Origin of the sequence: Geodermatophilus pulveris (assembly GCF_900188375.1) — a bacterium.
Taxonomy (GTDB): Bacteria; Actinomycetota; Actinomycetes; order Mycobacteriales; family Geodermatophilaceae; genus Geodermatophilus; species Geodermatophilus pulveris.
Genome location: NZ_FZOO01000001.1, coordinates 270773 through 284388 on the forward strand (window position 1 = coordinate 270773; position 13616 = coordinate 284388).

General features: G+C 76.5%; 10 protein-coding genes. 5 read left to right on the forward strand and 5 right to left on the reverse strand.

Annotated features, from left to right (window positions below; genetic code table 11):
• Nucleotides 1-18 precede the first annotated feature (18 nt).
• From CHB98_RS01435 to CHB98_RS01455, 5 genes are all read right to left on the reverse strand, one after another.
• The gene (locus CHB98_RS01435; RefSeq protein WP_089303819.1) at nt 19-1053 is read right to left on the reverse strand and encodes a tripartite tricarboxylate transporter substrate-binding protein; all 1035 of its coding nucleotides are present in this window, start codon (nt 1051-1053) and stop codon (nt 19-21) included.
• A 112-nt stretch (nt 1054-1165) separates the two neighbouring features.
• On the reverse strand, nt 1166-1858 hold the full coding sequence (locus CHB98_RS01440) for a haloacid dehalogenase type II (RefSeq protein WP_089303820.1): 693 nt from the start codon (nt 1856-1858) through the stop codon (nt 1166-1168).
• Nucleotides 1858-3477 (reverse strand): phospho-sugar mutase, encoded by a 1620-nt coding sequence (locus CHB98_RS01445; RefSeq protein ID WP_089303821.1) that lies wholly within the window; start codon nt 3475-3477, stop codon nt 1858-1860. The genes CHB98_RS01440 and CHB98_RS01445 overlap by 1 nt, the downstream gene beginning before the upstream one ends.
• A complete protein-coding gene (locus tag CHB98_RS01450; protein ID WP_089303822.1) occupies nt 3474-4337 on the reverse strand; it encodes an NAD-dependent epimerase/dehydratase family protein in 864 nt (287 codons plus the stop codon). The genes CHB98_RS01445 and CHB98_RS01450 overlap by 4 nt, the downstream gene beginning before the upstream one ends.
• A 76-nt stretch (nt 4338-4413) precedes the next feature.
• Nucleotides 4414-5223 (reverse strand): purine-nucleoside phosphorylase, encoded by an 810-nt coding sequence (locus CHB98_RS01455; RefSeq protein ID WP_089303823.1) that lies wholly within the window; start codon nt 5221-5223, stop codon nt 4414-4416.
• Nucleotides 5224-5347: 124 nt separating this feature from the next.
• Between CHB98_RS01455 and CHB98_RS01460 the strand changes: the two genes are divergently transcribed.
• The 5 genes from CHB98_RS01460 to scpA are packed head-to-tail and all read left to right on the forward strand — an operon-like array spanning nt 5348 to nt 13560.
• Nucleotides 5348-6880 (forward strand): peptidase M16 family protein, encoded by a 1533-nt coding sequence (locus tag CHB98_RS01460; protein WP_089303824.1) that lies wholly within the window; start codon nt 5348-5350, stop codon nt 6878-6880.
• 9 nt (nt 6881-6889) lie between these two features.
• The gene (locus CHB98_RS01465; protein ID WP_089303825.1) at nt 6890-8104 is read left to right on the forward strand and encodes a glutamate--cysteine ligase; all 1215 of its coding nucleotides are present in this window, start codon (nt 6890-6892) and stop codon (nt 8102-8104) included.
• A gap of 13 nt (nt 8105-8117) precedes the next feature.
• A complete protein-coding gene (locus CHB98_RS01470) occupies nt 8118-9362 on the forward strand; it encodes an amidohydrolase (RefSeq protein WP_089303826.1) in 1245 nt (414 codons plus the stop codon).
• Between the two features lie 29 nt (nt 9363-9391).
• A complete protein-coding gene (locus CHB98_RS01475) occupies nt 9392-11353 on the forward strand; it encodes a methylmalonyl-CoA mutase subunit beta (protein WP_089303827.1) in 1962 nt (653 codons plus the stop codon).
• A complete protein-coding gene (gene scpA / locus CHB98_RS01480) occupies nt 11350-13560 on the forward strand; it encodes a methylmalonyl-CoA mutase (RefSeq protein WP_089303828.1) in 2211 nt (736 codons plus the stop codon). The genes CHB98_RS01475 and scpA overlap by 4 nt, the downstream gene beginning before the upstream one ends.
• Nucleotides 13561-13616 lie beyond the last annotated feature (56 nt).

Here is a 13616-nt window from a genome sequence, read left to right on the forward strand (position 1 = left end):
GCCCCACCGCCACGGGCATCAGTCCGCGGAGACGCCGGCCTCTTCGATGATGGGCTGCCAGAGGTCGATCTGGCTGGACAGCTGCTCGGTGTGCGCCTCGGGCGTGGCGTCCTCCTCGGGGACCGGGGTGGCGCCCAGCTCGGCCAGCTGGTCGATCACGTTCTGGTCGGTCAGCGCGACCTGGAGCGCGGCGGTGAGCTCCTCGACGATCGCGTCCGGGGTCTCGGTCGGCACGTAGAGGCCGTGCCACACGCCGACCTGCAGGTCAGGCAGGCCCGCCTCCTCGGTGGTCGGCAGGTCGGGCAGGCTCTCCACCCGCTCCGGCGTGGTCACCGCGTAGCCCTTGATCTCACCGGACTGGATCTGCCCGGTGGTGTTCGTGGTCTGGTCGCACATGATGTCGACCTGCCCGCCGACCAGGTCGGTCAGGGCCGGGCCGGTCCCCTCGTAGGCCACCTCGGTGAGGGTCGTGTCCGTCGCCTGCTGGAAGAGCAGGCCGCACAGCTGGGAGGCCGCGCCGATGCCGGCGTTGGCGATCGTGACGGTGTCCTGGTTCTCCTGGACGTAGGCCACCAGCTCCTCGAGCGTCGTCGGCTCGAGGTCGTTGCGGGCGACGATCGTCATCGGGACCTCGGTGACCAGCCCGACCGTCTTGAAGTCCTCCAGCGGCGCGTAGGGCAGGTCGCTGTACAGCGACGGGGCCGTCGACATGCCGATGTGGTGCATCAGCACCGTGTAGCCGTCCGGCTCGGCCGAGGCGACCTGACCGGCCGCGATGGTGCCGCCGGCGCCCTCGACGTTCTGGACGACGACCGGCTGGCCGAGCTCCGCGCTCATCGGCTCCGCGATCAGCCGGGTGACCGTGTCGGTCGGCCCACCCGCCGAGAAGGGCACCACGAAGGTGATGTCGCCGTCCGGGTAGGACGCCGCGGCGTCCTCCCCGCCACCACCGCCACCGCCGCACGCGGCGAGCGTCAGCGTGGCGGCGGCCAGGCCGATCACCGAGCGGGAGCGGCGCGGGCGCGCGATGTCGTACCGGGGGCCTCGTGGCATTGAGTGGTGTCCTTCTGAGTCGTGTACCGGCCAGGAGCGGCGGAACGCTATCACCGGGCGTGACGCCCGCCACGCCGCGTGACCGTCTCGTGTCCTGCGACCCGGCGGCGGGTCAGGCGCCGAGGCGGTCGGCCAGCTCCTCGACGGAGTCCACCGACCAGTCGGCGTCCGGGTCGGCGGACGGCGGCACCACCCGCCCGCCGAACTCCGCGGGCCGGTGCACGTAGGCGGTCCGCAGCCCCCGCGCCCGCGCCGCCGCGAGGTCGTCGACGTGCGCGGCCACCATGACCACCGACGACGGCGGCACGGCCAGCAGCTGCGCCGCGGAGTCGTAGACCTCGGGGTCGGGCTTGTAGTGCCGCACGACCTCCGCGCCCAGCACGCAGTCCCAGGGCAGCCCCGACCGCCGGGCGAGGTCCACCTGCAGGGCGACGTTCCCGTTGGACAGCGGCGCCAGCACGAAGGACCGCCGCAGCCGGGTCAGGCCCGGCAGCACGTCGGGCCACGCGTCCAGCCGGTGCCAGGCGAGCACCAGCTCCTCCCGGACGTCGGGGCCCACGTCCGCCCGCCCCGCGTCGGCCAGCACGTCGTCCAGCGAGGCACGGTGCAGGGCGTCCAGCGGCGTCCACGGCAGGTCACCGGAGCGCACCCGCTGCATCGACGGCACGTACCGCCCGCGCCAGTCGTCGGCCAGCGCTTCGGCGTCCACCGCGGGCCCGAGCAGCCGGCGGACCTCCCGGGCCACGCCGCCGCGCCAGTCCACCACGGTGCCGAAGACGTCGAAGACCAGCGCGCGGACGTCCACTACAGCCCCAGTGCCGCCGACATCTCGTCGCGGAGCCGGTCGAGCTCGTCGGCCCCGCGGCCCCGGGCGGCGATGATCCCGGCGTCCTCGTGCACGGGGACGACGGTCTCCAGGTAGGCCTTGAGCTTGGGCTCGGTGCCGCTGGGCCGCACGACCACCCGGACGCCGTCGCCGAGCAACCGGACGGCGTCCACGGCGGGGGTCTCCGCCAGCAGGTCGGAGGCGACCACCGGGCGCCCCAGCAGCCGGGTGGGCGGCGCGGACCGCAGCCGCGCCGTCATCGCGCCGATCCGGGACAGGTCCTCGACCCGCACCGACAGCTGCCCGGTCGCGAACAGCCCGTGCTCGAGGGCCAGCTCGTCGAGGCGGTCGGTGAGCGTGCGGCCGGAGGCCGCGAGCTCGGCGGCCAGCAGCGCGACGGCGAGCGCGGCGGAGATGCCGTCCTTGTCCTTCACCACGTGCGGCGCCACGGCGTAGCCCAGCGCCTCCTCGTAGCCGAAGACCAGCGGGTCGGCATCCGTGCCGGCGCGGACGATCCACTTGAACCCGGTCGGCGTCTCGGCGAACCGCACGCCGTGCGCGCCGGCCAGCGCGTGCAGCAGCGAGCCGCTCACCAGCGACGCCGCGTAGGTGCCGCGCACCCCCCGGCGCAGCAGCCAGTCGGCGAGCAGTCCGCCCACCTCGTCGCCGGTCAGCCGGCGCCCGCCGCAGACCACCGAACAGCGGTCGGCGTCGGGGTCCTGGGCGATCGCCACGTCGGCGCCCGCCCGCGCGGCCAGCGCGGTCAGCAGGTCCACCGCCCCCGGCTCCTCGGGGTTGGGGAAGGCGACGGTCGGGAACGCCGGGTCGGGCTCCTCCTGCTCGGGCACGCCCACCGGCGGCGCGAGCCCCGCGGCGGCGAACACCGCGCGGGTGGTCTCCGCCCCCACGCCGTGCATCGCCGTGTAGGCGACGACGAGCCGGTCGCGGCCGGGCACCCGGTCGGGCTCCAGCGCCCCGACGACCGCGGCGACGTAGTCGGCGGCGACGTCGTCCCCGAGGCTGGTCCAGGCCTCCGACGTCGGCACCGCGCGGGCCGGCCCGACGGCGGCGATGGCCGCCTCGATCTCCCGGTCGGCCGGCGGCACGAGCTGCGCGCCGTCGCCGAGGTAGACCTTGTAGCCGTTGTCGTCGGGTGGGTTGTGGCTGGCGGTGACCATCACCCCGGCCACGCAGCCCAGGTGCCGGACGGCGAAGGCGAGCACCGGCGTCGGCAGCGGCCGGGGCAGCACCCGGACGGCGAACCCCTGCGCCGCGAGCACCGCGGCCGAGACCCGGGCGAACTCGTCGGACCGGCGGCGGGCGTCGAAGCCGACGACCACGCCGCCGCCCGCGTGCCCGGCGCCGGCCAGCCAGCGGCCCAGGCCCGCGGCCGCGCGGGTGACCACGGCGGCGTTCATCCCGGCCGGCCCGGCCCGCAGCGGGCCGCGCAGCCCGGCGGTGCCGAAGGTGAGCGGCCCGGCGAAGCGGCGGGCCAGCTCCGCGGTGTCACCGGCCGCGACCAGCGCCTCGATCTCCGCGCGGTCGCCGTCGTGCGGGTCGGCGCCGGCCCACTCCCGGGCCCGGTCCAGCAGGGTCACGGCTCCGCCCCACTCCCGGGCGCGATGTCCCCGCGGGGCAGGGGCGGCCCGAGGTGCTCGGCGTCGAAGTCCCGGGTGGTGAACTCGCCGCCCACCCGCGCGTGCACCGGGTCGGCCGGGTCCGGCTCGCCGTCCACCTCGACCAGGGCCGCGGCGAAGACCTCGGCGTCGTCCTGCGGCTCGTAGCCCAGCGCCCGCGCGGCGGTGAGGTCCCACCAGGCGCGGGTGTTGGCCGAGATGCCCCACACGACCGCGAAGCCGGGGGCCGGCGCGCGCAGCGCCGCGTCGACCAGGCCCACCTGGTCGCCGGGGGACAGCCAGGTGGACAGGTGCCGCGTCGTCGTCGGCTCGGGGGCGGCGGTGCCGATGCGCAGGCAGACCACGTCCATGCCGTACCGGTCGGCGTACAGCGCGCCGAGCGCCTCGGTCGCCACCTTGGTGACCCCGTAGAAGGTGTCCGGCCGCGGCGGGGCGTCCGCCTCGCGCAGCAGCCCGGAGCCGGGGCGCGGGGTGAATCCGGTGGCGTGGTTGCTCGACGCCAGCACCACCCGGGGGACGCCGGCCCGCCGCGCCGCCTCCAGCACGGACCAGGTGCCCTCGATGTTGGCGTGCGAGACCGCCGCCCACGTCGACTCCCCGGAGACGCCGGCCAGGTGGACGACGGCGTCGGCGCCCTGCGCGGCGTCCAGCACCGCGGCCGGGTCGGTGACGTCGGCGACGAGGTGCTCCTCGCCGGGCCGGGTGTCGGTCAGCGGGACGACGTCCAGCGAGCGCAGCGCCCAGCCGCGCTCGGGCAGCCCGCCGCGCAGCACCGTGCCGATCCGCCCCGCAGCCCCGGTGAGCAGCACCGGACCGCTCACGATGACACCGGATCGCTCACGCGGGGCGCTCCGCTCCTCGCTCGTCCCCCGCTGTGATGCTCACGCCCCTGCCCGCTCACGGCAACCGCCCGACGAACCCGACCAGGAACTCGCCCAGCCGGCCGGCGGCGGCCCGGCCCGCCGCGAGCACCTCCTGGTGGTCCAGCGCCTCCCCGGTGATGCCGGCCGCGGCGTTGGTGACCATCGACAGCCCGAGCACCTCCAGGCCGGCGGCCCGCGCGGCGATCGCCTCCAGCGCGGTCGACATGCCGACCAGGTCCGCGCCCAGGGTGCGCAGCATCCGGATCTCCGCCGGCGTCTCGTAGTGCGGCCCGGGCAGCGCCGCGTAGACACCCTCGGTCAGCGACGGGTCCAGCTCGCGGGCCAGCGACCGCAGCCGGGCGGCGTACAGGTCGGTGAGGTCGACGAAGGTGGCGCCGACCAGCGGCGAGCGGGCCGTGAGGTTGAGGTGGTCGCTGATCAGGACCGCCTGGCCGACCCGGTGGTCGGGCGCCAGCCCGCCGGCGGCGTTGGTCAGCACCACGGTGCGCACGCCCGCGGCGGCCGCCGTCCGGACGCCGTGCACCACCGGCTCCACCCCGCGGCCCTCGTAGAGGTGGGTGCGGCCGAGGAAGAGCAGCACCCGGCGCTCGCCGACCCGCACCGAGCGCACCTCCCCGCCGTGGCCGACCGCCGTCGGGGCGGCGAAGCCGGGCAGCTCCCCGATGGCCACGGTGTCCGCGACGGCACCGAAGGCGTCGGCGGCCGGCGCCCAGCCCGAGCCCATGACGACGGCCACCTCGTGGCCGCCGCCGAGCGCGCGGGTCAGCTCGTCGGCCGCCCGTCCGGCCAGGGTCGCGGCGTCGGTCGTGGGGGGTGCGCTCACGGGGGCGACGCTATCGCCAGCGCGCGGACCCCGGCACGGGGACCGCGGCGGCACACGGACCCCACCCGTCCCGCCGCGGGCGTGTCCGCTGGAGGCCGGCGCGCGGGGTGCCGACTGTGGCGGCGTGCAGCGCATCGACATCGACGGCGTCCCCGTCTTCACCGCCGACGGCCCGGCGCGGACCACCGCCGCCCTCGTCTTCGGCGTCGGGCTGCGCGACGAGACGTTCGCGACGATCGAGGTCACGCACCTCGTCGAGCACCTGGCCATGGCCGCGCTGCCCCGCACCCACCTGCGCTGCAGCGCGGTCACCGACGTCGACACCACCACCTTCAGCGCCACGGGCCGGCCCGATGCGGTCGGCGCGTTCCTCGAGGGCGTCTGCCGGGCGCTGTCGGACCTGCCCACCGAGCGGATGGGCGTCGAGGTCGGCGTCCTGCAGGCGGAGAGCTGCAGCACGCCGGACTCCACGGCCGCCGGGTTGTGGGCCGCGCGCTTCGGGCTGGCCGGCCCCGGCCTGGTCGTGGCCGCCGGGCCCGGCCCCGAGTACCTCACCGAGCAGACCGTGCGGGCGCACGCCCGCCGCTGGTTCGTCCGCGGCAACGCCGCGCTGTGGGTCAGCGGCCCGTTGCCCCCCGGCCTGCGGCTGCCCCTCCCGCCCGGCCCGCGTCCCGGGCGGCCCGTCCCGGCCGCCCGGCCGCAGACCGGGCCGGTGTGGACCCGCGCCGGCCGCTCCGGCGTCGGCCTGCTGCTCACCGCCGGCGGCGCGGCCGACCCGGCGCTCACCCTCGGCGTCGAGGTGCTCAAGGAGCGGCTGCGCGACACCGCCCGCCTGGCCCGGGGCCTGAGCTACTCCGTGGACTCCCTGGCCCTGGACCTGTCCGCCGACCGCCGGGAGGTCGCCGTCGTCGTCGACGCCCGCCCCGGCCAGGAGGGCGAGGTGGCCAGGCTGCTCTGGGCGGCCTACGCGGAGCTCGGCGAGGCCGGCCCCACCGCCGCCGAGCTGGCGCACGCGGTCGGCGGCTTCGCCGAGGAGCTGGACGACGAGCGCGCGGTGGTCGAGTCCGAGCTGGCCGACGCCGCGTACTGCGCGGTCGGCGGCCTGCCGTTCCGCCCCGTGCAGGACGTGCTCGCCGCCTGGCGGGCGACCGGCCCGGGGCAGGTCGCGGCCGCGCTGCGCGCCACCGTGCCGACGGCCGTGCTCGCGGTGCCCGAGGACACCGACCACTACGACGGGCCCGGGCACCCGGTCGAGCGCCGCTACGTCTGCGCGGTGCAGGACCGGCTGCCGCCCGGCCGCACCTCCCGGCCGCCGCTGCTGGCCCGGCTGTTCTCCCCGGCGCAGCGCGTCGCGCTCGTCGTGGGGGAGCGGGAGCTGGCCTGGCGCGACCCGGACGGCGACGTGCACGCCGTCCCCTGGGACCGGGTCGCCGCCGCCCTGCCCACCCCGGACGGCCGCGCGGTCCTCGTGGTCGGCCGGGACCTGTGCAGCACGCTGGTGGACGACGACCGGTACGGCCGGGGCACCGTCGCGGCCGTGCGCGACCGCGTGCCCGCCGACCGCTGGCTGCCGCGGCCGGCCCCCGTGGCGGGGACGCCGGCCGCCGGGCTCGTGGCCGCGGCTCTCCCGGGCGCCGGGGCGGCCGCTTCTCCCTAGACTCAGGGAGTGGAGATCCCGTTCCGGTCGTCCGAGCGCGCCAGCCTCGGCGTGGAGTGGGAGCTGCAGCTCGTCGACCTGCGGACCCGCCAGCTGACCGCGGGCGCCGTCGAGATCCTCGAGGAGCTCCGCCCCGAGGGCGCCGAGGAGCACCCCCGGGCCAAGCACGAGCTGCTGCAGTCGACGATCGAGGTCATCACCGGGGTCTGCAGCACCGTCGCCGAGGCCAAGGCCGACCTGGCCGGCACGGTCGCCGAGGTGCGGACGGCCGCCGCGCGCCGCGGGCTGGGCCTGATGTGCGCCGGCACCCACCCGATCACCGACTGGCAGACCCAGCAGATCTCGCCCAAGGAGCGCTACCAGCAGCTCGTCGAGCGCATGCAGTGGCTGGCCCGCCGGCTGCAGATCTTCGGGGTGCACGTGCACGTGGGCGTCCGCGCGCCGGAGAAGGCCATCCCGATCGTCAACGCGCTCACCCAGTACGTCCCGCACTTCCTCGCGCTGTCGGCGTCCTCCCCGTTCTGGGTCGGCTGCGACACCGGCCTGGCCTCGGCCCGCTCCAAGGTGTTCGAGGGGATGCCGACCGCCGGCCTGCCCTACCAGCTGTCGGGGTGGGAGCGGTTCGAGGAGTACATGGAGACGCTGATCTCCACGCACACCATCGAGAGCGTCCGCGAGGTGTGGTGGGACATCCGCCCGCACCCGGACTTCGGCACCGTCGAGCTGCGCATCTGCGACGGGTTGCCCACCCTGGACGAGGTGGGGGCCATCGCGGCGCTGTCCCAGTGCCTGGTCGAGCAGTTCGACAGCCAGCTCGACCGCGGCTACACGCTGCCCGTCCCGGCGTCGTGGGTGCTGCGGGAGAACAAGTGGCGGGCGGCCCGCTACGGGCTGGACGCCGACATCGTCGTCGACGAGAAGGGCACCGTGCTGCCGGTGCGCCAGGCCATCGCCGACCTGGTCGAGGACCTCGAGCCCACCGCCCGCCGGCTGAACTGCGAGACCGAGCTGGCCGACGTGCACCGCATCCTGGCCGTCGGCGCGTCCTACCAGCGCCAGCGCGCGATCGCGGCGGCGACCGGCGGCGACCTGACCGCCGTCGTCGACGGCCTGCTGGCCGAGCTGCGTGACGGCCTGCCCACCCAGCCGCTGCCGGGCAGCGGGCCCACCGGCACCCCGCCGGTGCCCGGCCCGGCCCGGTGCGCCGGCGGTCACGCGGCATGAGGGACGCCGCCGCATGACCGACCAGGAGAAGCTCGGCACGGCCGTCGACGAGTGGACCGCCGCGCACCACGCCCAGCTGGTCGCCGTCCGCCGCCACCTGCACGCCCACCCCGAGCTGTCCTTCGCGGAGTTCGAGACGACGTCCCACCTGGAGCAGCGGCTGCGCGAGGCCGGCCTGGCGCCCCGGCGGCTGCCCAGCGGCACCGGGCTGGTCGTCGAGGTCGGCTCGGGGGAGCCGGTCGTGGTGCTGCGCGCCGACATCGACGCGCTGCCGCTGGCCGACCTCAAGGACGTCCCCTACGCCTCCCGCCGCGAGGACACCTGCCACGCCTGCGGGCACGACGTGCACACCACCGTCCTGCTCGGCGTGGCGCTGGCGCTGGCCGAGCAGGACGCCCTGCCCGGCACGGTGCGCTGCGTCTTCCAGCCGGCCGAGGAGACCGTGCCCGGCGGCGCGACCGGGGTGGTCGCCGCCGGCGTCCTGGAGGGGGCCTCCCGGGCCCTGGCGCTGCACTGCGACCCCTCCCTCCCCGTCGGCACCGTCGGCCTGCGCACCGGTGCGATCACCGCGGCCTGCGACCGGATGGACGTCACGCTCACCGGCCCCGGGGGGCACACCGCCCGGCCGCAGCTGACCGTCGACCTGGTCGACGCCCTCGGCCGGCTGATCACCGACCTGCCGGCGCTGATGTCCCGGCAGGTCGACCCGCGGGCCGGCATGTCGCTGGTGTGGGGGGCCGTCGACGCCGGGGTCGCGGCCAACGCCATCCCGCAGCGCGGCCACCTCCGGGGCACGGTGCGGGTGCTGGACCGCGACACCTGGAAGGACGCCGAGGCGCTGCTGCGCTCGCTGGTGGAGAAGGTCGCGGCCACCACCGGCGCGCAGGTGCAGGTCGACTACACCCGCGGCGTACCCCCGGTGGTCAACGACCCGCGCTCGGTCGCGCTGCTGCGCTCCGCCGCGCTGGAGACCGTCGGCGGGGACGGCCTGCGCGCCTCGCCGCAGAGCATGGGCGGGGAGGACTTCGGCTGGTTCGCCGACGTGCTGCCCATCGCGCTGGCCCGCCTGGGCACGCACGGCGGCGGGCCCCCGCTGGACCTGCACCGGGGCACCTTCGACGTCGACGAGCGGGCCATCGGCGTCGGCGTCCGGCTGCTCGCCCGCGCCGCCCTGCACGCCCTGGCCGCCGATGCCGGCAGCACGCCGTCCGGCCCCACCCCCCGGCCGGGACGTCCCGGCCAGGGTCACCGCCGGTAGAGACCGACCCCGACCACCCGGGAGCGCCGATGAGTGCCAGCGACCAGCAGACCGCCGCGCCGGACGCGGAGGTCCCCGCCGAGCACGAGGTCCCCGACGACCTCAGCCTCGCCGCCGGCTTCCCGCCGGCCACCCGCGAGCGCTGGCGGGAGATGGTGGCGGCGGTGCTGCGCAAGGCCGGCCGGGAGGACCTGCCCGACCCGGTCGAGGACGCGCTGCGGGTGCCGGTGGCCACCGGCGTCAGCGTGGCCCCGCTCTACACCGCCGAGGACGCCGGGGACCTGCCCGCCGCGGTCGGCGTCCCGGGCCTGGCCCCCTTCGTCCGCGGCGCCCGCCCGGCGGTCGGCCCGGCCGGCTCGGCCGCCGTCTCCGCCGCCGGGGGCGCGGCCGGCGGGGCCTCGGCCAGCTGGGACATCCGGCAGCGGCACGCCCACCCCGACGTGGCGCTGACGCGGGAGGCGATCGCCGCGGACCTGGAGAACGGCGTCACCTCGCTGTGGCTGGAGGTCGGGGACGGCGCGGTCCCGGCCGACGCCCTGGGCGAGGTGCTCTCCGGCGTCTACCTCGACCTGGCGCCGGTCGCGGTCTCCGGCGGGCTGCCGGCCGCCGAGGCGCTGCTCGCCCTGGTCGACGGGCGCGCCGACCTGGCGCCCGGCGGGTCGCTGGGCCTGGACCCGCTCGGCGTGCACGCGGCCTCCGGGCAGGCGCAGGACCTCACCGGGCTGGCCGGGGTCGCCCGCCGCGCGCCGGCCGGGTGGCGCACCGTCGTCGTCGACGGCACCGTCTTCCACGACGCCGGCGCCTCCGCGGTGGAGGAGCTCGGCTGCTCGCTGGCCGCCGGGGTGGCCTACCTGCGGGCGCTCACCGACGGCGGCCTGTCCGTGGACGAGGCGTTCGCCCAGCTGGAGTTCCGCTACGCGGCCGGCGCCGACCAGTTCACGACCATCGCCGGGCTGCGCGCCGCGCGCCGGCTGTGGGACCGGGTCGGGGAGGTCAGCGGCGCCTCGCCCGAGGCCCGCGGCCAGCGGCAGCACGCGGTCACCTCGTCGGTGATGACCACCCGGCGCGACCCGTGGGTCAACATGCTGCGGACGACGGTCGCCTGCTTCGCCGCGGGCGTCGGCGGCGCCGAGGTGGTCACCGTGCAGCCGTTCGACGCCGCGGCCGGCCTGCCGGACGCGTTCTCCCGCCGCATCGCCCGGAACACCCAGAACCTGCTGGTCGAGGAGGCCCACCTGGCCCGCGTGCTCGACCCGGGCGGCGGCTCCTGGTACGTCGAGTCGCTCACCGACGCCCTGTCCGGGGCCGCGTGGGACTGGTTCCGCGAGATCGAGCGGGCCGGCGGGCTGGCCGCCGCGCTGGACTCCGGCCTGGTGGGCGACCGCATCGCCGCCGCCTGGGACGCCCGCACCGAGCGGCTGGCGCACCGCACCGACGCGATCACCGGCGTCAGCGAGTTCCCCAACCTGGCCGAGAAGCTGCCCGAGCGGCAGCCCGCCGCGGACCTCCGCCCGACCGGCGGGCTGCCGCGGGTGCGGGCGGCGCAGGCCTTCGAGGAGCTGCGCGACCGCGCCGACGCCGTGGGGCGGGCGGGGGACGCACAGCGGCCGCAGGTGTACCTGGCGACCGTCGGGTCCGTCGCCCGGCACACCGCGCGGGCGGGCTTCGCCGGCAACCTGTTCCAGGCCGGCGGCCTGGCGACGCCGTCCGGGGACGGGGCCTCCGGCCTCGCCGACGCCGGCACCACGGTCGCCTGCATCTGCGGTACCGACAAGGACTACGCGGAGTCCGCGGCCGCCCTCGCCGCGGAGCTGCGCGCCGCCGGCGCCACCTCCGTGTGGCTGGCCGGCAAGCCGTCGCTGCAGGTCGACGGCGTCGACGGGTACGTGTACGCCGGGTGCGACGCACTCGGCGTGCTGAGGACAGTGCACGAGCAGCTCGGCATCGGCCGTCCGCACGCGGACGGCGGCCCCAAGGAGGTCCTGGCATGAGCGGCATCCCCGACTTCGGCTCCGTCGACCTGGGCCGGCCCGCGGCCGGCTCGTCGGCCGACGACTGGGCCAAGGCGTTCAAGGAGACCAGCGGCCGCGGCGTGGAGGAGGCGACCTGGGAGACCCCGGAGGGCATCGCCGTCCCGCCGCTGTTCACCCCGGCGGACCTGCGGGGGCTGGACTTCCTGGAGACCTACCCGGGCGCCCCGCCGTACCTGCGCGGGCCCTACCCGACGATGTACACCACCCAGCCGTGGACGGTCCGCCAGTACGCGGGCTTCTCCACCGCCACGGAGTCCAACGCCTTCTACCGGCGCAACCTCGCCGCCGGGCAGAAGGGCCTGTCGGTGGCCTTCGACCTGCCCACCCACCGCGGCTACGACTCCGACCACCCGCGGGTGGTGGGCGACGTCGGCATGGCCGGGGTGGCCATCGACTCGATCCTGGACATGCGGCAGCTGTTCGACGGCATCCCGCTGGACCGGATGAGCGTCTCGATGACCATGAACGGCGCGGTGCTGCCCGTGCTCGCGCTCTACGTGCTGGCCGCGGAGGAGCAGGGGGTGGCGCCGGAGCAGCTCACCGGGACCATCCAGAACGACATCCTCAAGGAGTTCATGGTCCGCAACACCTACATCTACCCGCCCAAGCCGTCGATGCAGATCATCAGCGACATCTTCGCGTTCACCTCCCAGCAGATGCCGCGGTTCAACTCGATCTCCATCTCCGGCTACCACATCCAGGAGGCCGGGGCGACGGCCGACCTGGAGCTGGCGTACACGCTGGCCGACGGCGTGGAGTACCTGGCGGCGGGCAAGGACGCCGGGATCGACGTCGACGGGTTCGCGCCGCGGTTGAGCTTCTTCTGGGCGATCGGCATGAACTTCTTCATGGAGGTCGCCAAGCTGCGCGCCGGGCGGCTGCTGTGGGCCCGGCTCGTGCAGGAGGCCGGCGGGCGGAACCCCAAGTCGCTGGCGCTGCGCACCCACTCGCAGACCTCGGGCTGGTCGCTGACCGCGCAGGACGTCTACAACAACGTCGTCCGCACCTGCCTGGAGGCCATGGCCGCCACCCAGGGGCACACCCAGTCGCTGCACACCAACGCCCTCGACGAGGCGCTGGCGCTGCCCACCGACTTCTCCGCCCGGATCGCCCGCAACACCCAGCTGCTGCTGCAGCAGGAGTCCGGGACGACGCGGGTCATCGACCCGTGGGGCGGCTCGGCCTACGTGGAGCGGCTGACCTACGACCTGGCCCGGCGCGCCTGGGCGCACATCGAGGAGGTCGCCGAGCACGGCGGCATGGCGCAGGCCATCGACGACGGCATCCCGAAGCTGCGCATCGAGGAGGCCGCCGCCCGCACCCAGGCGCGCATCGACTCCGGCCGCCAGCCGGTGATCGGCGTCAACAAGTACCGGGTGGAGGCCGACGAGGCGATCGAGGTGCTGCGGGTCGACAACGCCGACGTGCTCGCCCAGCAGAAGGCCAAGCTGGCCGAGCTGCGGTCCTCCCGGGACGCCGCCGCCGTGCAGGAGGCGCTGCGCCGGCTCACCGACGCCGCCCGCGCGGCCGCCGAGGGACGCCGCGGCGGCGAGCTGGACGCCAACCTGCTCAAGCTGGCCGTCGACGCGGCGCGGGCCCGGGCGACCGTCGGGGAGATCTCCGACGCGCTGGAGGAGGTCTACGGGCGGCACGCCGGGCAGGTGCGCACCATCTCCGGGGTGTACCGCGAGGAGGCGGGGGCGTCCGGCCCGATGGAGGAGTCCCGGCGGATGGCCGAGGCGTTCGCCGAGGCCGAGGGACGCCGGCCGCGCATCCTGGTCGCCAAGATGGGCCAGGACGGCCACGACCGCGGGCAGAAGGTCATCGCGACCGCCTTCGCCGACCTCGGCTTCGACGTCGACGTGGGGCCGCTGTTCCAGACGCCGGAGGAGGTCGCCCGGCAGGCGGTGGAGGCCGACGTGCACGTCGTCGGCGTCTCCTCGCTGGCCGCCGGGCACCTGACGCTGGTGCCCGCGCTGAAGCAGGCGCTGGCCGACCTGGGGGCCGACGACGTGCTCATCGTGGTCGGCGGGGTGATCCCGCCCGACGACGTCCCGACGCTGCGCGAGATGGGTGCCGCCGCGGTCTTCCCGCCCGGCACGGTCATCGCCGAGGCGGCGCAGGAGCTGCTGCGCACGCTGTCGGCCCAGCTCGGGCACGGCTGAGCGGACAGGCGTGTGAGCATCGCAGCGAGGTGCCCGGAGCCGACAGGGAGCGAGCA

Coding starts and splice junctions, on each gene's coding strand:
- CHB98_RS01435 (WP_089303819.1), bottom strand. CDS start 1,053: ATGCCACGAGGCCCCCGGTACGACATCGCGCGCCCGCGCCGCTCCCGC.
- scpA (WP_089303828.1), top strand. CDS start 11,350: ATGAGCGGCATCCCCGACTTCGGCTCCGTCGACCTGGGCCGGCCCGCG.
- CHB98_RS01470 (WP_089303826.1), top strand. CDS start 8,118: ATGACCGACCAGGAGAAGCTCGGCACGGCCGTCGACGAGTGGACCGCC.
- CHB98_RS01475 (WP_089303827.1), top strand. CDS start 9,392: ATGAGTGCCAGCGACCAGCAGACCGCCGCGCCGGACGCGGAGGTCCCC.